The organism is Belliella pelovolcani, assembly GCF_900156785.1.
GTDB classification, from domain to species: domain Bacteria; phylum Bacteroidota; class Bacteroidia; order Cytophagales; family Cyclobacteriaceae; genus Belliella; species Belliella pelovolcani.
The window spans coordinates 77,305-94,455 of sequence record NZ_FTOP01000007.1; the positions used below are offsets into that span (position 1 = coordinate 77,305).

20 protein-coding genes and 1 tRNA gene are annotated in these 17,151 nt (G+C 39.3%); 16 read left to right on the forward strand and 5 right to left on the reverse strand.

The features are described 5' to 3' along the window. Positions 1 to 93 precede the first annotated feature (93 nt). The 8 genes from yidC to BW935_RS09490 all read left to right on the forward strand — a co-directional run bounded on the left by yidC (position 94) and on the right by BW935_RS09490 (position 8,079). Positions 94 to 1,893, forward strand: coding sequence for a membrane protein insertase YidC (gene yidC, locus BW935_RS09455; protein WP_076500932.1), 1,800 nt, complete (start codon positions 94 to 96; stop codon positions 1,891 to 1,893). A gap of 385 nt (positions 1,894 to 2,278) precedes the next feature. Then, positions 2,279 to 2,962: a metal-dependent hydrolase gene (locus BW935_RS09460; protein ID WP_076500933.1), complete on the forward strand. Its 684-nt coding sequence runs from the start codon at positions 2,279 to 2,281 to the stop codon at positions 2,960 to 2,962. Positions 2,963 to 2,971: 9 nt separating this feature from the next. Further along, positions 2,972 to 3,751 (forward strand): ParA family protein, encoded by a 780-nt coding sequence (locus tag BW935_RS09465; RefSeq protein WP_076500934.1) that lies wholly within the window; start codon positions 2,972 to 2,974, stop codon positions 3,749 to 3,751. Between the two features lie 9 nt (positions 3,752 to 3,760). Next, positions 3,761 to 4,675, forward strand: a complete 915-nt coding sequence (locus BW935_RS09470; protein WP_076500935.1) for a ParB/RepB/Spo0J family partition protein — start codon at positions 3,761 to 3,763, stop codon at positions 4,673 to 4,675. Positions 4,676 to 4,679: 4 nt separating this feature from the next. Further along, positions 4,680 to 5,279, forward strand: a complete 600-nt coding sequence (locus tag BW935_RS09475; protein WP_317044802.1) for a DUF5683 domain-containing protein — start codon at positions 4,680 to 4,682, stop codon at positions 5,277 to 5,279. A 3-nt stretch (positions 5,280 to 5,282) separates the two neighbouring features. Beyond that, complete coding sequence (gene dapB, locus BW935_RS09480; RefSeq protein WP_076500936.1) at positions 5,283 to 6,005, forward strand: 4-hydroxy-tetrahydrodipicolinate reductase; 723 nt, start codon at positions 5,283 to 5,285, stop codon at positions 6,003 to 6,005. Between the two features lie 14 nt (positions 6,006 to 6,019). Then, a complete protein-coding gene (gene lepB / locus BW935_RS09485) occupies positions 6,020 to 7,096 on the forward strand; it encodes a signal peptidase I (RefSeq protein ID WP_076500937.1) in 1,077 nt (358 codons plus the stop codon). 128 nt (positions 7,097 to 7,224) lie between these two features. Continuing rightward, positions 7,225 to 8,079: an N-acetylmuramoyl-L-alanine amidase-like domain-containing protein gene (locus BW935_RS09490; RefSeq protein ID WP_245802674.1), complete on the forward strand. Its 855-nt coding sequence runs from the start codon at positions 7,225 to 7,227 to the stop codon at positions 8,077 to 8,079. A gap of 5 nt (positions 8,080 to 8,084) precedes the next feature. Here the strand turns inward: BW935_RS09490 and ung are convergent, their stop codons facing one another. After that, positions 8,085 to 8,747 carry a uracil-DNA glycosylase gene (ung, locus tag BW935_RS09495; RefSeq protein WP_076500939.1) on the reverse strand — a complete coding sequence of 221 codons (663 nt, stop codon included), beginning with the start codon at positions 8,745 to 8,747 and terminating at the stop codon, positions 8,085 to 8,087. Positions 8,748 to 8,823: 76 nt separating this feature from the next. Here ung and apaG point away from each other — a divergent pair, with 76 nt between their 5' ends. Together apaG and BW935_RS09505 are read left to right on the forward strand one after the other, a co-directional pair. Further along, a complete protein-coding gene (gene apaG, locus BW935_RS09500; RefSeq protein WP_076500940.1) occupies positions 8,824 to 9,210 on the forward strand; it encodes a Co2+/Mg2+ efflux protein ApaG in 387 nt (128 codons plus the stop codon). Position 9,211: 1 nt separating this feature from the next. Further along, a complete protein-coding gene (locus BW935_RS09505; RefSeq protein ID WP_076500941.1) occupies positions 9,212 to 9,991 on the forward strand; it encodes an O-methyltransferase in 780 nt (259 codons plus the stop codon). Here the strand turns inward: BW935_RS09505 and BW935_RS09510 are convergent. Further along, on the reverse strand, positions 9,963 to 10,580 hold the full coding sequence (locus tag BW935_RS09510; protein WP_076500942.1) for a class I SAM-dependent methyltransferase: 618 nt from the start codon (positions 10,578 to 10,580) through the stop codon (positions 9,963 to 9,965). The genes BW935_RS09505 and BW935_RS09510 overlap by 29 nt on opposite strands. 40 nt (positions 10,581 to 10,620) lie before the next feature. Between BW935_RS09510 and BW935_RS09515 the strand changes: the two genes are divergently transcribed. The 4 genes from BW935_RS09515 (at position 10,621) to rplI (ending at position 12,720) form a co-directional block, all read left to right on the forward strand. Next, positions 10,621 to 11,541 (forward strand): coiled-coil domain-containing protein, encoded by a 921-nt coding sequence (locus tag BW935_RS09515; RefSeq protein ID WP_076500944.1) that lies wholly within the window; start codon positions 10,621 to 10,623, stop codon positions 11,539 to 11,541. Between the two features lie 70 nt (positions 11,542 to 11,611). Further along, positions 11,612 to 11,980, forward strand: a complete 369-nt coding sequence (gene rpsF, locus BW935_RS09520) for a 30S ribosomal protein S6 (RefSeq protein WP_076500946.1) — start codon at positions 11,612 to 11,614, stop codon at positions 11,978 to 11,980. Continuing rightward, on the forward strand, positions 11,980 to 12,231 hold the full coding sequence (gene rpsR / locus BW935_RS09525) for a 30S ribosomal protein S18 (RefSeq protein ID WP_014773610.1): 252 nt from the start codon (positions 11,980 to 11,982) through the stop codon (positions 12,229 to 12,231). Before rpsF ends, rpsR begins: the two co-directional genes overlap by 1 nt. Positions 12,232 to 12,276: 45 nt before the next feature. After that, positions 12,277 to 12,720: a 50S ribosomal protein L9 gene (gene rplI, locus BW935_RS09530; RefSeq protein ID WP_076500948.1), complete on the forward strand. Its 444-nt coding sequence runs from the start codon at positions 12,277 to 12,279 to the stop codon at positions 12,718 to 12,720. Positions 12,721 to 12,778: 58 nt separating this feature from the next. On the opposite strand, the gene BW935_RS09535 is transcribed toward rplI, so the two are convergent. Continuing rightward, on the reverse strand, positions 12,779 to 13,027 hold the full coding sequence (locus tag BW935_RS09535) for a hypothetical protein (RefSeq protein WP_076500951.1): 249 nt from the start codon (positions 13,025 to 13,027) through the stop codon (positions 12,779 to 12,781). Between the two features lie 168 nt (positions 13,028 to 13,195). Here BW935_RS09535 and trhA point away from each other — a divergent pair, with 168 nt between their 5' ends. Further along, positions 13,196 to 13,834 carry a PAQR family membrane homeostasis protein TrhA gene (gene trhA / locus BW935_RS09540; RefSeq protein WP_076500952.1) on the forward strand — a complete coding sequence of 213 codons (639 nt, stop codon included), beginning with the start codon at positions 13,196 to 13,198 and terminating at the stop codon, positions 13,832 to 13,834. 143 nt (positions 13,835 to 13,977) lie between these two features. Further along, a tRNA-Gln gene (locus BW935_RS09545) sits at positions 13,978 to 14,050 on the forward strand. 258 nt (positions 14,051 to 14,308) lie between these two features. On the opposite strand, the gene xylA is transcribed toward BW935_RS09545, so the two are convergent. Further along, complete coding sequence (gene xylA / locus BW935_RS09550; RefSeq protein WP_076500954.1) at positions 14,309 to 15,622, reverse strand: xylose isomerase; 1,314 nt, start codon at positions 15,620 to 15,622, stop codon at positions 14,309 to 14,311. 34 nt (positions 15,623 to 15,656) lie between these two features. After that, positions 15,657 to 17,147, reverse strand: coding sequence for a xylulokinase (locus tag BW935_RS09555; RefSeq protein ID WP_076500955.1), 1,491 nt, complete (start codon positions 17,145 to 17,147; stop codon positions 15,657 to 15,659). Between the last annotated feature and the right edge of the window lie 4 nt (positions 17,148 to 17,151).

Sequence of the window (17,151 nt, forward strand, 5' to 3'; positions counted from 1 at the left end):
ATTTGCCACAAATTTGAACGGTAACACAAAGGAAGCTTCTCGTAAGCCTTTTGTGTTACCTTTGATTTTGAATAGACAGTTTAAAATAAAATTATGGATAGAAATCAAGCGACAGGTTTGATCCTTTTCGCCGCAGTCATTCTGGTGTATTCGATTTTCTTCGCCAGTACCCCTGAGCCGCAAGTACAAGAACCTACCGGCGAGGTAGTTTCTAATGTTCAAGAACCACAAAGCAGTGAAAGCTTAGACCTTGTATTGGAGGAACCTGATAGTCTTCAAGACATAAGAGCTCAGGTTCAATTTGGCGTTTTTGCTCCTTTGACAAGAGGGGAAGCTTCAGAAGTTACTTTGGAAAATGACAAGATGATTGTCACTTTCTCTACCAAAGGTGCTGAAATCACTCAAGTAATCTTGAAAGAGTTTGATTCTTGGGACAGAACCCCATTGGTGCTTTTGGATGAAAATAGTTCAGACATTTCTTATGAAATCAATACCACAAAAGGTCCATTGAGCTTGAATGAATTCTTTTTCAATGCCAATACAGGCACGAGAACATCTGAAGCTGGAGAGGTTTCATTTGTAGAATTTACCGCTCAGACTGGCTCAGCTACGATTAAGAGAACATATACTTTAGCGGCAGGAAGCTATTTGGTAGACAAGAACTTAGAGCTTTCTGGTTTTGGTAGCCAATTGGTAGATTCCAATGTGAATATCCTCTGGGATGATCGTCTCAAAAAGCATGAAGAAGACATCGAAGAGTCCAGAAGAAAAACCAATATCAACTTTTACAAATCTACTGGAAAGCACGACTACCTCAGCTTGACCAAGGAAATGGCTAGTGAGCAAGTATCAGAGCCATTGAAGTGGATAGGTTTTAGCCAGCGATTTTTCACCTCAGGGATCATTGCTGCCAATCAATTCAATTCAGCCAACCTAGAGCAGGTCACTCCAAAAGACACACTTTCTGTCAAAAACTTAAAAGCAAGCATCTCCCTGCCATTGGAAAATGGCCAGGCAGGATTGAGTTACTACTTCGGACCCAACAACTTCAAAGTTCTCAAAAGCATCACGCCTGGATTTGAAGAAAATGTGGACATGGGTTATGTCTTCGTAAGCTGGGTAAATAAGTATATCATTGTAAACCTATTCCAGTTCTTAGAAAAATACTTCAGCAACTATGGTATCATCATCATCTTGGTGGTGTTGATCATCAAAGGTTTCCTATTCCCGCTTACTTACAAATCCTATGTAGGCATGGCGAAAATGCGGGTGATCAAGCCGGAGATAGACGAGCTGAAGGAGAAATACAAAGACGATCCGACAAAGCAGCAGCAAGAGCAGATGAAGCTTTTTGGCCAATTAGGTGTCAGTCCGATATCTGGCTGTCTACCCATGTTGCTTCAAATGCCATTCTTATTTGCGATGTTCTTTTTCTTCCCGAATTCCATCGAGATGAGACAAGAATCCTTCTTGTGGGCGCATGATTTGTCTACTTACGACGCATTCATCAAGCTACCATTTACGATACCTTTCTATGGGGCGCATATCTCTTTGTTCACACTCTTGATGACAGTATCGCAGATCGCTTATACACATTTCAACAATCAACTGACTGCGGCTCAAGGTCCTATGAAAAACTTAGGATATATCATGCCAATTGGCTTTATGTTTATCCTCAACTCCTATCCTGCAGCATTGAGTTTCTACTATTTTGTATCTAACATGGTGACATTTGGTCAGCAGGCCTTGATCAAGCTATTTGTAGACGACAAAAAAATCAGAGAAAAAATCGAAGCTAGCAAAATCAAGAATGCGAACAAGAAGAAATCTAAGTTCCAGCAGAAGCTTGAAGATGCAATGAAAGCGGCGGAAGCTAATAAGAAAAAGAAGTAATTAGACTTAAAATAGACCCATGTCATTTGATAGGAATGAAAATCGATTTAGAATACATGCTTTTGATAAATTTCGATATTGGTAGATTTTAGATACTAATTGATTTTTTGCTTCAGCCAGATTTCACCTTGAGGCAAATGATACTAGTAAAAAACATAGGATAAAAAAAATTAAAAGGGAAGCTGTTTATCAGTTTCCCTTTTAATTTGTCTAAACTCGAATGCATGAGGGTTTCGAATTGAGACCAAAAAGACTTGTGCTTTTTATAGAGATTTCATTATCAAAACGTTAACGCTATCCACAATTTGATGTGGAAAACAAAATATATAGCGTAAAAATATAAATGATATATTTGTAGGAAGCCGACAACACAAAAAGAAATCCGATGATCGAAATTACATACTTTGGACATTCGTCTTTTTTGGTGAAAATCAAAGATCAAAGCGTGCTATTTGATCCATTTATCAGCCCAAACCCAGAAGCTTCCTCCATTGATGTGGATGCATTGAGAGCTGATTATGTGCTTTTGAGTCATGGTCACGAAGATCATGTAGCCGATGCTGAAAAGATCACCAAAAACTCCAACGCCCTGTTGATTTCCAACTTTGAAGTAGCAAGTTGGTTTGCCAACAAAGGGGTTGAAAAATATCACCCTATGAATCATGGTGGATCAAAGGCATTGGATTTTGGAAAAATCAAATACGTCAACGCCGTCCATAGCAGTACTTTACCAGATGGAAGTGCCGGCGGACACCCAGGTGGGTTTGTGGTCAGCCATGAAGGAGGATGCTTTTATTATGCGGGAGACACGGCATTGACCTATGATATGAAATTGATCGGAGAGGAATTCAAGGTAGATTTTGCCTTTCTTCCTATTGGCGATAATTTCACCATGGGTATTGCTGATGCGATCAAAGCTGCAAATTTTGTGGGCACTGACAAAATCATCGGCATGCATTATGACACTTTTCCTTACATTCAGATAGATTTGGAAGCTACAAAAAAATCTGCTGCAGAAGCCGGAAAAGAGTTGATTTTGCTTAATATTGGAGAATCTATTACCCTTTGAACCTAAATAATGGGAAAAGTAATTGCTATAGCAAACCAAAAAGGCGGTGTAGGTAAGACTACAACAGCTATGAACCTAGCTGCAAGCTTGGCGGTTTTGGAATTTAAAACATTGGTGATTGATGCCGATCCACAGGCAAACACCACTTCAGGTTTGGGACACGATCCTAAGGCGATCGAAACAAGTATTTATGAATGTATGGTAGACGGGATTGAAATTGAATCCATCATTACCAAAACAGACCTCGAACACTTAGACTTGGTACCATCTCACATTGATCTAGTCGGTGCAGAAGTAGAGATGATCAATCTGGAGAATAGAGAAGAAAAAATGAAGTCTGTCATCGCTAAGGTGAAAGACCGTTATGATTTTATCATCATCGATTGCTCTCCTTCCTTAGGATTGATCACAATCAATGCACTCACTGCTGCCAACTCTGTAATCATCCCCGTTCAATGTGAATATTTCGCCTTAGAAGGGCTTGGGAAATTATTGAACACCATCAAAATCATACAAACCAGACTCAATCCAGATTTGGAAATAGAAGGGATCTTACTGACCATGTACGATGTCAGATTGAGACTTTCTAACCAAGTTGTAGATGAAGTTCGCATGCATTTCAAAGGCTTGGTATTTGAAACCATCATTCCTAGAAATGTAAGGTTGAGCGAATCTCCAAGTTTTGGCTTGCCAGTGATTGCATTTGATGCAGAGGGCAAGGGAGCCATGGCTTACCTTAACTTAGCCAGTGAGATTGCTGCGAAAAACGGAATGGAAAAAGTAAATTGATGAAGCAATATGGCTGATAAAAAACCACAGAAGAAGAATGCATTGGGAAGAGGTTTGGGTGCTTTGTTGCAAGACTCGCCTCAGAAAAATCAAAAACAAGACTTAATTCCTGCTCAAAGTTCGGCTGGCATATACGAAATAGCCATCTCTGAGATCCAAGTCAACCCCTATCAGCCTAGAACATACTTTGATAAAGATGCCCTTCAAGAGCTTTCTGAATCCATCAAAGTTCAAGGGATCATTCAACCCATCACGGTAAGGAAACTCGCTGACAATGAATTTCAGTTGATTTCTGGTGAAAGGAGATTTCAAGCTTCCAAACTCGCTGGTTTAGAAAAAATACCTGCTTATGTGCGAACTGCCAATGACCAGCAAATGTTGGAAATGGCATTGATTGAGAATATTCAGAGAGAAAACCTCAATGCACTTGAAATCGCACATTCCTATCAGCGCTTGTTGGCGGAGTGTGATTTAAAGCAAGAAGAGCTTGGAGATAGAGTGGGGAAAAATAGGACAACAGTCAATAATTACCTCAGGTTGCTTAAACTGCCACCAGATATTCAAGCTGGCATCAGAGATCAAGTCATCAGTATGGGGCACGCTAGAGCACTGATCAACATTGAAGACATTGACAAGCAATTGGCTATCTTCAAAAAGACTGTGGAAGAGGAGCTGAGCGTGAGAAAAGTAGAGGCTTTGGTCAAGGCACTCAACAATCAAGAAGATACTGCTGAATCTAAGAAAGAGCCTGCTTTGGATCCAGTGAGAAAATATGAAATTGGCAAAATCCAGCAAAGGTTAGCCAATCACTTTGGCTCAAAAGTCCAACTCAAAGCCAATGATAAAAACAAAGGTGAGATCAAAATCCCCTTCCAATCGGCTTCCGACCTCAACAGAATCCTAGAAATATTGGAGATTATCTAATCAGGTGAAACCTATTCAATATACCCCCAGGGAAAAGTCCAAAGGCTTGGCAATGGTGCTCTTGAGAACCATTGCTGTTTTTGTTTTATTGGCTTGTTCTAATCTTACTACTTTTGGTCAATCTGAAAGGGATACGGTATCTATCGAACTCAATGAAAAACTCCCTAAAGATCCGAAATTAGCTACCATACTCTCTGCGGTACTTCCAGGAGCAGGGCAGGTTTACAATGAAAAAGTCTGGAAATTACCGATCATTTATGGCGGCTTTGTTACCAACTTATATTTCATTGAGTTCAACAACAGGAGGTATCAGCTTTTCAGAGAAGAACTCCGCTTTTTTGATCAGAATGGCCAAAGTGAAAGCTTCCCCAATCTCAATAGAGATGCATTGGTCAGAAATGTGGACTTTTGGAGAAGAAATAGAGACCTGAACTTTATCGTATTTGCAGCCATCTATGTACTCAATATTGTAGATGCTCAGGTAGATGCACACTTATCAGGATTTGATATCAGCGATGATATCAGTATGAAATTTGAACCTTCCTACCAGACCCTTTTTGCAGGGGGAAATGTCGTAGGATTATCTTTGAAGCTTAATTTCTAAATAATGAATATACTAATTCTTGGCTATGGCAAAATGGGCAAAATCATCAGCGAAATTGCTGAATCAAGAGGCCATTCCATAGCCGCAAAAATCAATATTGACAATCGCAACGAATTAGATCAATTAAATCCTGCTGAAATCGATGTGGCCATTGAGTTTTCTCAACCAGAAGCCGCTGTAGATAACATCAAATGGGCGATTAGCAAAGGCATTCCTATCGTATCTGGCACCACAGGCTGGTTGGCACAGAAGCCTGAGTTAGACAAAATGACCCTAGCGCATGATGGTGCTTTTTTCTATGCTTCCAATTACTCTATTGGGGTGAATATTTTCTTTAAAGTCAACCAATTTCTAGCCAAACTGATGGCAGAGCAAAATGACTATAAAGTCAGCATGGAAGAAGTACACCATACAGAGAAAAAAGATGCACCAAGTGGCACTGCCATAACCCTAGCAGAAGGAATATTGGAGCAAATCACACAATTAAAAACTTGGAAACTGTCCGAAGAAGTGAGCGCTAGTGAACAAGTGCTTCCTATCACAGCCAAACGAATTGATCCGGCTCCTGGTACACATATCATTCGCTATCAGTCTGCAATCGATGATATTGAGATCAGCCACACTGCCCATAGTCGTCAGGGCTTCGCACTTGGCGCGGTCTTGGTAGCTGAGTGGATAAAAGACAAAAAAGGCGTACTATCTATGGATGATTTCCTATCTTTCTAATATTTTTGAAACCTATGACTAGAGAAAAAAAGAAAAAATCAGCAGCCCGGGAGTGGATTGATGCATTGGTATTTGCTGTCATCGCCGCGAGTTTGATCCGATGGTTGTTGCTTGAGCCGTTTACAATTCCTACAGGATCCATGGAAAAATCCCTCCTGATAGGTGACTTCCTTTTTGTAAGTAAAATGCATTATGGAACGAGAATCCCCAAGACTCCGCTTCAAATGCCCCTTACCCACCAGAAAATCTGGGGGACAGAAATCAAATCCTACCTAGACTGGATAGAGCTTCCTTACTACCGACTTCCAGGTTTTACTTCTGTCAAAAGAAATGATGTGGTGGTGTTCAACTATCCTGCTGAATATGAATACCCTGTAGACCTCAAGACCAATTACATCAAGAGAGCAGTAGCTGTGCCTGGTGATGTTTTGGAAATCAAAAGCGGTCAAATCTACATCAATGGTCAAGCGGAAGATAATCCTCCTAAGATGCAGTTTTCCTATGATGTCATGACGGATAGAAACCTTTCTCCTGATTTCTTTGAAGATTATGGTATCAGTAGGGATAGCTATATGCCTTTTTCAAACGGAGTCGGATATATGGTATGGGCTACAGAAGAAGATGCCAAGAAGCTTGAAAACTTCCCTGCTATCAGTTCTGTGAGCCCTAGATTCGAAAGGTCAGATATGGGTGAATCCAAGGTATTCCCTGATGGTGCATACTTCGGTTGGAACAGAGACCATTGGGGACCGCTAGAGATACCTGGTGAAGGGTTTACCATTTCTATGAATGAAGAAAACATGGCTAAGTATGCTTTCACAATTGAAAAATATGAAGGTCATAAAAACCTAGAAATCAAAAACAACAAACTCTATATCGATGGTCAGGAAGTTACTGAATATACTTTCAAGCAGGATTATTACTTCATGATGGGTGACAATAGACACGATTCCCTGGACTCTAGGTATTGGGGTTTTGTACCTGAAGATCATATAGTAGGAAAAGCATGGTTCCTATGGCTGTCACTCGACAAGCATAAGTCTATGTTCAGCAAAATCCGCTGGGAGCGATTCTTCAACGGTATCAAATAAGTGAATAAATCATAAGTATAAAGCCAGTCGGAAATTAATTTCGCCTGGCTTTATTTTTTGGCTTACTCCTTGTGTTTTAATTTTAGTACTTTTATGTAATAAATCTTCGCTTTCAAACATGTAACCTGATGCCATTTCTAGCTATGCATAAGCTTTTGTTCTTCTTATTACTCTTTCCCAATTTGCTAATAGCCCAAACCGTATGCACGCTTGAAAGCAGGCAGAAACTAGATGGATATTTAGAAAAAGCCTCTCGGATAGAGAAAGGGAAATATAGTCCTAATGAACTAAACATCATCATTGGTAGCTGGATGCTTGGTACACCTTATGTGGAAAAAACACTGGAAATACCTGGTGATGAAAAATTGGTGATTAACCTAGTTGGACTGGATTGTACTACCTATTTGGAAACTGTGATTGGCCTTTCCAGAATTGTTCATAATGGTACTATAGACTTTGAGAGCTATGAAAGGGCATTAGAGAAAATTAGGTATAGGGACGGTAAACTTGGAGCATACCCCGACAGGCTCCATTATTTTTCAGATTGGCTATATGAAAACGAACAAAAGGGAATCATCAAGGATATCACAGCTGAAATTGGGGGACAATTTTATACCAACCAACCTAGCTTCATGTCAGAAAACACACAATATTATCCACAGTTGAGCTCTCCCGCCTATATCAATGACATCAAAGCTATAGAAGCGCTAATTGCCAAAAGAAGCTATCATTACATCCTTAAATCTGACATCAAGAAACATGAATCCAACATCAAATCTGGAGATCTGATAGCGATTACCTCCTCTCTAAACAATCTTGATATTGTCCATGTGGGATTTGCAATAGAAAAGGCAGGAAGAATCCACTTACTGCATGCCAGCACACGCAGCATGCAGGTAGAAATCACAGCTGTGCCACTCGCAGATTACATTCAAAACAACAAATCCCAGACTGGTATCATGGTGGCTAGGATGCTGGATTGAAAGCTTTACCATTTGATCGTTGATAAACCATTTTCTTCCAAGTATGTATTTGCTTTGGAAAAGTGTCCGCAACCTAAAAACCCTCTATGCGCTGAAAGTGGACTTGGATGTGGTGCATGGAGTTTGAGATGTCTATTTTCATCTATAAAAGCCGCTTTTTTTTGAGCATAAGCTCCCCAAAGCATAAATACCACATTTGATTTTTCTTCTGCCAACTTCCTAATTACAGCATCTGTGAAAGTTTCCCATCCTTGCTTCTGATGGGAACCCGCCTGATGAGCCCTAACTGTAAGTGTTGCATTCAGGAGCAAGACTCCTTGATCTGCCCAACGAGTCAAATCTCCATTGGATGGCATGGATTGGTCTAAGTCTTTGTTGATCTCTTTGAAAATATTCAGCAAACTTGGAGGAAATGGCACCCCAGGTCTGACAGAAAAGGACAAACCATGCGCCTGACCAGGCCCATGATAGGGATCTTGCCCCAGTATCACTACCTTCACTTGGTCAAAAGGACAATGATCAAATGCATTGAAAATCTCTTTTCCCTTTGGGAAAATTTGTTGAGAGGCATACTCAGATCTGACAAATTCTGAAAGTTTGATGAAATAAGGTTTGCCAAATTCTTCACTCAAAACTGATTTCCAACTTGCTTCAATTTTTACATCCATTATGGTGATTTTTTCGTTGCGTTTTAATTAGAATACTATAGATTTGTTTTCCGTAGGTTATCAAACCAAATCAATTATGGTCAGTGCCATCACAGAAGGAGTCAAAGTCACCGTAGAAGCTACCTATCAGCCAGAGTTCTCCAGTCCACATCAGCAACACTTCGTATTTACCTACAAGGTAAATATAGAAAACAACAGTGCCCATACCATACAATTGTTGAGAAGAAAGTGGGAAATTTTTGATGCTGGCGATGCGATCAAGATTGTAGAGGGCGATGGTGTAGTAGGTCAGCAACCTACATTAGAGCCAGGTCAATCTCACGAATACATTTCAGGCTGCAATTTAAAATCAGGGCTTGGGAAAATGCGTGGAGCTTACATGATGGAAAAGATTTTAGATGGAAACCGATTTGAAGTGGTTATTCCGGAATTCCAATTGATCTCTCAAATCTTCGATAATTGATTTGAAGCAGCATATCTATCCTTTTTTTTCTTACATCAAATATTGGCTGTATCATGAGGATCAGTACTCCTTACAGTCTCCTGCTATCTATAAAATCTACACTGAGCTGCTCTCTTTTATCAAGGAGCGCAAAGCTGTTGATTTAGATTTGGAAGAAATCAGAAAAACACTTCTCAAAGATCAGGACATCTTATCCATTGCGGATTTTGGCGCTGGCTCCAAGAAGCTGAAATTAAATGAAAGGAAAACAGGAGAAGTCACCAAACATAGCACAAGTGGGAGAAAATTCTCTCAGATTTATCAATATTTCATCAGATTGACTCCTGCTAATCAAGTCTTGGAACTAGGCACCTGTACAGGTATCAATGCGAGATATCTCAGTAGAGCTACTAAAGGAGATTTTCATACTTTCGAAGGGTCTGAAGCCTTATGGAGAAAAGCCCAAGAATTGCCCACGGATAGCAATAGCAATTACATCTTAGGTAAAATTGAGGAAACTTTGCCAGAAGTTTTGGATAAAATCAAATCAGTTGATTTTGCTTTGATAGACGCCACACATACATCCGCAGGCACTATGACTTATTTCAATTTGCTCCTTCCTTATCTTCACGAAAAAAGTATCCTTGCCATAGCTGATATACATTGGTCAAAAGGCATGTATCAAGCTTGGCAAGAAATCAGAAAACATCCAGCTGTAAGTATGGATTTAGATTTTTATGAAGCGGGTATTTTGTTCTTCGACAAAAAACTACCTAAAAGCAGTTACATTCTAAGGCTCTAACCTTCTTTTTCCTTAGCCTAATAAATATCTCTGATCCTGCTCTTGGAGGAATAGAATTATGACAAGGAGTCATAGTCAGTATATCGAAATAATCTTCAAAATAAGACTGATATTCATCCACAGTTCCTCCAAATGGAGGTCCACCATGTTCAAAAATCCTATTGAACATCACTCCTGCCAACAAGCCATCCTGCTTGAGCAGGCTGTGAATCTTTTTCGCATAGTCCTGACGCATACGTATAGGTAAAGCACAAAAGAAAGTCTGCTCCAATATTAAATCATATTGAAGTGCATGCTGAAAGAAATCTTGATGATGAATTTGATCTTTTGGAAAATCAGGATATTGCTTTTGAAAGGTTTCGAGAGGAAAGTGAGAAAAATCCAAAACATGAATGTTTTCAAAACCGTTTTCCCAAGCATAGGCTGCCTCGTGTGCATTACCCGCACCGGGAATCAGGATATGAATTGATTTATCTTCAACTTGGTCTAAAAATTGCTTGATCGGAGCAGTGGCCTGTCCCACATCCCAGCCTATTTGATTTTGCTCGTATCGAGCAGTCCAGTAGCTTTGATCCAGTGATAGATTCATGATAAATTATTAATTTGGCGAAAATACTACGATTTACACGATGAATACCAATTTTGAAAAGGAAAACTCTAGAAAGTCTGATAACGGAAAAAACATCCTCATCATTGTATTGATTATCCTGGTAATCATCAGTGGTATCAAGCTCTATTATGACGCTGTTGATCGGAATAAGAAAACCGAAGAAATCTTATTATTATCTGAGGATAACAACGAGATCAATAAAAGGTTGGATTCTATTACCTATCAGCTCGATTTAAGAATTCAAGAAATCGAAAAACTAGGTGGAGATGTAGCTGCTTTGGAAGAAATCAGGGAACAGCTGATTGCTGAAAGAAACTCTGACAAGAAACGATCGGCTCAAGAAATAGAAGCATTAAATAGGCAAATCAACAGCTACACGGCCGTTTTAAACGAGAAAGATCAGGAAATCATCAAGCTTAGAGAAGTCAATCAACAGCTGTTTGCCGAAAACCAAGACTTGAAAAGCAGTCAAGCTGAAATCGAAGAAAAAGTAGTTCAGCTCAACTTACAAAAGGAAGAACTTGAAGAAAAAGTAAGCATTGCTGCTAGACTTAAAGCGGAAAACATCGTCATTGCGGCTGTAAATTCAAGAGGAAGAGAACGTGAAGATGGCTTTAGGAATAGACAGATAGACCGCTTGAAAATCACTTTCAACCTAGCAGATAATAAAGTAGCTCAAAAGGGGCCAAGAGATATCTATGTACAAATCATCGCTCCAAACAATCAACCAATATTTGACATTGCCCGAGGTTCGGGTACTTTCATGATTGACGGACGAGAGGAATTTTACACCACACATCAAGATATTCTCTTTGACAACAGCCGACAATCGCTAACTTATTTTTATGAAAAAGGAAGTAATTATACTTCAGGAAAGTATGAAGTGAGAATCTATGCTGATAATTATCAGATTGGAACAGGGAGTTTTGAAGTCAAATAATTTGGATAAAAAGGATTAAAACTCTACTTTTGCGGACTGTTTAAATAAACAATAATTAAACAAATTAATCATGTTCCAGAAAAATTATGAAACGGTATTCATTTTAACTCCCGTTTTGTCTGATGTTCAGATGAAGGATACCGTAGACAAGTTTGTAAACTTGTTAAAAGAAGAGGGGGCAGAAATCGTTAATGTGGAAAATTGGGGTCTAAAGAAAATGGCTTATCCAATTCAGAAAAAAAGCACCGGTTTCTACGTTTTGATCGAATTCAAGTCAGAGCCAACTTTGATCAAGAAGTTTGAGCTTGAAATCAGAAGAGACGAGAAAGTAATGCGATTCTTGACGACAGTACTAGACAAGCACAGCTTGGCTTATGCTGAGAAGAGAAGAAAAGGTGAATTTAACAAAAAAGCTGAAGCTAAGGAGGAGCAAGCCTAATGACACTAAGAAACGAACCAATCAACAGAGTAGAGAATAGAAAGAAATACTGCCGATTCAAAAAGAACGGTATCAAGTATATTGACTACAAAGATCCTAACTTCCTTTTGAAGTTTGTGAATGAGCAAGGTAAAATCCTTCCTAGAAGATTGACCGGTAACTCTGCGAAGTTTCAAAGAAAAGTGGCTAATGCTATTAAAAAAGCAAGACACTTGGCTTTATTGCCATTCGTAGCAGATGGATTGAAATAATCCACCACTGATCGATTTATTACAAATTTTAAAAAAATTATCAAAATGGAAGTTATTCTTAAAACAGACATAAAAGGTTTAGGCTACAAGAATGACCTTGTAGACGTAAAGCCTGGATACGGTAGAAACTACCTGATTCCTCAAGGTTTCGCTGTTTTGGCTACTGGCTCAAACAAAAGGGTATTGGCTGAAAACATCAAACAAGCTGCTCACAAAGCTGAAAAAATCAAAACTGAAGCTGAAAACCTTGCCACCAAACTGGAAGGTATCACTTTGGAGATCAAAGCTAAAATCGGTGAATCTGGAAAGATTTTCGGTAAAGTAACTACACTTCAAATCTCTGATGCACTAGCTGCACAAGGTATTGAGATTGATAGAAAAAAAATCTCTATCAATGTACCTGTTCAAGCTGCTGGAGAATTCGAAGCTGAGGTTGATCTTCACAGAGAAGTAAAAAGCAACGTGAAATTTGTAGTTGTAGGTGAATAATTAGCCAACAATTATCATAAAAAAGGCTTTCCCGAAAGAGAAAGCCTTTTTTTATGCCTCAATTCAAGACAAGTTTTTCCAAGTCTTCGATAAGCTTCTTAGAAACAGCCCTGGCATTTTCTTCTCTCTTGGATTTGAGTAATTCCAACGCTTTGCTACTTTTCTCAATCACACCTACAGGATTCTGATCATATTCATAGCTACCCAAACACCAACTTAGCTCCGCTTGAAGCTGTTCGTCTAGCTTTAGTTTTTCCAATTTTTCCAATGCGCTGAGCACTGTTTTTTCTAAATTCTTTACTGCCATGTTTTTAAAATTTATAGGGTTAAGAGATATTATTTGCATTAAAACTGCATAAATATTTTTATTTTATCAAAATTTCTAATAAAATTTAATGAAAATACAATTTTCAAACGATTTCGTAATTGACATCAACTGAAAATTCCATTGATTATCTTTACCAAAAACATTCGCATGACAAGAAAGCAAACCTTACAGGAAGAATTTGCCAATAGTATCACACATGGCATAGGTGTACTATTCAGTGTGGTAGCCATTTCCTTATTGATCACTTTCTCTGTAATAGAAGGAACAGCCATTCATATTGTAAGCTGTAGCTTGTTTGGAGGTTCCATATTGCTACTTTATACTTTTTCTACCTTATACCATGCAATACAAGAAGAAAGGGTCAAGGCTTGGCTAAGATCCCTAGACCACATTGGGATATACTTCCTTATAGCAGGCACATATACTCCTTTTCTATTATTGACAGTTGGTGGTACTTTAGGCTGGGTATTTTTTGGGATAATTTGGGGGCTGACTGCCTTTGGAATTATATTCAAGGTCTACTTTACACATAGATTCAAAAAAGCTTCTCTGATCCTCTATTTAGGTATGGGATGGATGGCTATATTTTTAATCAACCCTCTTTTAAAAAACCTCAGCACAGTAATACTTTCATTGATTGCTGCTGGCGGTTTAAGCTATACTTTGGGGACCATTTTCTACACGAGACCACAGATGCCTTTTGCCCATACCATATGGCATTTATTCGTACTGGCGGGAACAATTCTACATTTCATAGCCATTATGTTCTTGATTCAAGGAGCTTAAGAATTTCACTTTAATTTTTCTTTCTGAAATCTAGGGAATTAAGAAAAACAGGCAAAAAACTTTGTATTGGTACTTGCATAAAAAAGAAAGTCACCCTACATTTGTGACACCTTAAGGAAGAGCAACCACCGAAAAGGTAAAATTGACCGATGGTGTAACTGGCAACACGTCTGATTTTGGTTCAGAAGAGTCTAGGTTCGAGCCCTAGTCGGTCAACTTAATCCGAAGCAAAGCTGCTTCGGATTTTTGTTTTTAGTCACTTTTTTAAATAGATACTTTAGGGATCAGTCTTAAAATCTGGGGAGGTTCATAATTTAGCCATAGATATTAGCTAATCTAAAAAATAATAAATCAATATTTGAAACACCTATATACTGATTCAATCATTGGTAAATGAGCATCTGAAAAAAACCTAACAAAAAAAACCTCTCTAGCTATACTAAAGAGGTTTATACACATTAGACCTAAATCAAATTAGATAAATTGATTGAGAATATTTTCATAAAGTTCCTGCTTTCCACTGGTCTGCTTAGGCTCCCCTACTGCTAGTGCATGGCTCCTAAGGTCTTCTAAGCTCAACTTACCCGCTTCAAAATCCTTTCCTTTGCCGGCATCAAAAGAAGCATATCGATCCTTTCTCAGAGACTTATATTTAGATTTCTGTAGGATTTGGTCTGCAATTAGTAAAGACCTTGCAAATGCATCCATACTACCAATATGTGCATGAAATAAGTCATCCATATCAGTAGAGTTTCTTCTGATCTTAGCATCAAAATTGACACCACCGCCATCGATACCACCACCTTCTAGGATCACCAATTGACATTCAGTGAGTTCCTGTAGGTTGATTGCAAACTGATCTGTATCCCAACCATTTTGATAATCTCCTCTGTTGGCATCAATACTACCAAGCATACCAGCATCTACAGCTACTTGTAGCTCATGTTGGAAGGTATGTCCTGCTAGTGTAGCATGATTTACTTCTAAGTTCAATTTGAAATCCTTGTCCAAGCCATGATGTCTCAAGAAACCTACAACTGTAGCAGCATCATAATCATACTGATGCTTAGTAGGCTCCATAGGCTTAGGCTCAATCAAGAAATTACCTTTGAACCCCTTGGATCTAGCATAATCTCTTGCCATAGTGAGAAACTGAGCTAGGTGAGCTGTTTCTCTTTTCATGTCCGTATTGAGTAAAGACATGTAACCTTCTCTACCACCCCAGAACACATAGTTTTCTCCTCCTAATTTGATCGTGGCATCGATGGAGTTTTTTACTTGTGTCCCAGCCCAGGCCACTACATCAAAATCAGGATTGGTAGAAGCACCGTTCATGTATCTTGGATTAGAAAACACATTGGCAGTACCCCAAAGCAATTTGACTCCTGTTTCATTTTGCTTTTGAAGCGCATAGTCGGTAATGATACGCATCCTTTCCTCGTATTCTTCAATCGTAGCTCCTTCATCGATCAAATCAATATCATGGAAACAATAATAAGGTGCCCCAATCTTAACAAAAAACTCAAAGGCAGCATCCATTTTATCTTTTGCACGCTGAACAGCATCCTCTTTTTGATCCCAAGGATGGGTAATCGTACCCGGGCCAAATGGATCTGAACCAGTGGCACAGAAAGAATGCCAGTAGGCAATAGCGAATTTAAAGTGCTCCTTCATGGTCTTGCCCGCGACTACTCTGTTTTCATCATAAAACTTGAAGGCAAAAGGGTTCTGTGACTCTCTACCCTCAAACTTGATCTTGTCAATATTAGGAAAATAGGTTTGTGACATGTTATTCGTATTTAATTAATTGTTTGATTACTTTTTATTTTACTTTTTCTAATGCAGTTAGCCAGGTAGCGTATACTCCTTGATATGCTTCAGTTAGTGATTGATCCGGTTCTAGTGAGGTAATTTTTTCCAAGCCTACAAAAGCATCTGCCTGACTTCCATAATATCCCAAACCAATTCCAGCGCCTCTTGCTGCTCCTTGGGAACCATCGGTATCATACAATTCCAGCGCAACTTGATTCATATTGACAAAGGCTTCTCTGAAAAGTGGGCTCAGGAACATATTTGCATGTCCTGCTTTGACCGTATTCAAATTAAGGCCCATGTCCTTCATGATGTCAAATCCATATGTTAATGCTGCCACGATACCTTCCTGAGTGGCACGTAGGATATGCTTATGGTCATGCTTAAGGAGGTTGAGATTTTGTAGGCTTGCTCCCACAGGTTTATTCTCCATGATGCGCTCTACCCCATTCCCAAAAGGAATAAAAGCAAGCCCATCAGCACCTATGCCTACTTCTGAGGCCAATTGATTCATCTTAGGGTAGGTCAACTGCTCTGACCCTAAGATCCTCCTCACCCAAGAATTCAATATCCCTGTACCATTGACACAAAGTAACACACCATAACTCGGGTTGGATTGCTGATGATTCACATGGATGAAAGTATTCACCCTCGACTTGGGATCATAGATGGGCTTCTTGCTCACACCATACACAGTGCCAGAAGTACCTGCAGTAGTTGCCAATTCTCCTTCTTGGAGAACATTCAAAGACAAAGCATTATTGGGTTGATCACCTGCTCTATAACAGATTGGAACTCCCGCATTAATACCTAACAAACTTGCTACTTCAGGAGAAACCTTAGACTGCACAGAAAAAGATGCTACTGTGTTAGGAATCAATGCAGTATCAATATCATAAGCTTCCAAAAGCTCTTTGCTAATTGCACTTCTCTTATAATCCCAGAAGATCCCCTCAGAAAGTCCCGTCTCTGAGGTAAGAATCTCTCCACTAAGTCGCATGGCGATGTAATCTCCTGGTAGCATGAACTTGTGAATCTTTTCATAGATCTGTGGTTCATTTTCTTTGACCCATCGCAATTTGGAAGCTGTGAAATTCCCAGGAGAATTCAATAAATGAGGTAAGCAATAAGATGCTCCAAGTTTCTCAAAGGCTTGATTACCGATACCCACAGCCCTACTATCACACCAGATAATGGCAGGCCTGAGTACTTGCTGTTCCTTATCTACCAATACCAAACCATGCATTTGATAAGATATACCGATAGCTTTAAGTTCGCCCGATTTTAAATCAGCCTTGGATACAATAGCTTTGGTACATGCTACAATATATTCCCACCACATTTCAGGGTCTTGCTCCGCCCAGTCCTTTTGAGGTGCATTAATAGGCATCTCTACTTTAGGCAATCCCTCTGCTGCTACCACTTTTCCAGTGTCTGCATCAAGAATGGTAGCCTTTACCGATGAGCTCCCTATATCATACCCTAATAATAAATTTCTCATATTC

Bases quoted from the DNA above. Each gene is read 5' to 3' on its own strand.
- yidC (WP_076500932.1), top strand. From the start codon at position 94: ATGGATAGAAATCAAGCGACAGGTTTGATCCTTTTCGCCGCAGTCATT.
- BW935_RS09460 (WP_076500933.1), top strand. From the start codon at position 2,279: ATGATCGAAATTACATACTTTGGACATTCGTCTTTTTTGGTGAAAATC.
- BW935_RS09465 (WP_076500934.1), top strand. From the start codon at position 2,972: ATGGGAAAAGTAATTGCTATAGCAAACCAAAAAGGCGGTGTAGGTAAG.
- BW935_RS09470 (WP_076500935.1), top strand. From the start codon at position 3,761: ATGGCTGATAAAAAACCACAGAAGAAGAATGCATTGGGAAGAGGTTTG.
- dapB (WP_076500936.1), top strand. From the start codon at position 5,283: ATGAATATACTAATTCTTGGCTATGGCAAAATGGGCAAAATCATCAGC.
- lepB (WP_076500937.1), top strand. From the start codon at position 6,020: ATGACTAGAGAAAAAAAGAAAAAATCAGCAGCCCGGGAGTGGATTGAT.
- BW935_RS09490 (WP_245802674.1), top strand. From the start codon at position 7,225: ATGCCATTTCTAGCTATGCATAAGCTTTTGTTCTTCTTATTACTCTTT.
- ung (WP_076500939.1), bottom strand. From the start codon at position 8,747: ATGGATGTAAAAATTGAAGCAAGTTGGAAATCAGTTTTGAGTGAAGAA.
- apaG (WP_076500940.1), top strand. From the start codon at position 8,824: ATGGTCAGTGCCATCACAGAAGGAGTCAAAGTCACCGTAGAAGCTACC.
- BW935_RS09510 (WP_076500942.1), bottom strand. From the start codon at position 10,580: ATGAATCTATCACTGGATCAAAGCTACTGGACTGCTCGATACGAGCAA.
- BW935_RS09515 (WP_076500944.1), top strand. From the start codon at position 10,621: ATGAATACCAATTTTGAAAAGGAAAACTCTAGAAAGTCTGATAACGGA.
- rpsF (WP_076500946.1), top strand. From the start codon at position 11,612: ATGTTCCAGAAAAATTATGAAACGGTATTCATTTTAACTCCCGTTTTG.
- rpsR (WP_014773610.1), top strand. From the start codon at position 11,980: ATGACACTAAGAAACGAACCAATCAACAGAGTAGAGAATAGAAAGAAA.
- rplI (WP_076500948.1), top strand. From the start codon at position 12,277: ATGGAAGTTATTCTTAAAACAGACATAAAAGGTTTAGGCTACAAGAAT.
- BW935_RS09535 (WP_076500951.1), bottom strand. From the start codon at position 13,027: ATGGCAGTAAAGAATTTAGAAAAAACAGTGCTCAGCGCATTGGAAAAA.
- trhA (WP_076500952.1), top strand. From the start codon at position 13,196: ATGACAAGAAAGCAAACCTTACAGGAAGAATTTGCCAATAGTATCACA.
- xylA (WP_076500954.1), bottom strand. From the start codon at position 15,622: ATGTCACAAACCTATTTTCCTAATATTGACAAGATCAAGTTTGAGGGT.
- BW935_RS09555 (WP_076500955.1), bottom strand. From the start codon at position 17,147: ATGAGAAATTTATTATTAGGGTATGATATAGGGAGCTCATCGGTAAAG.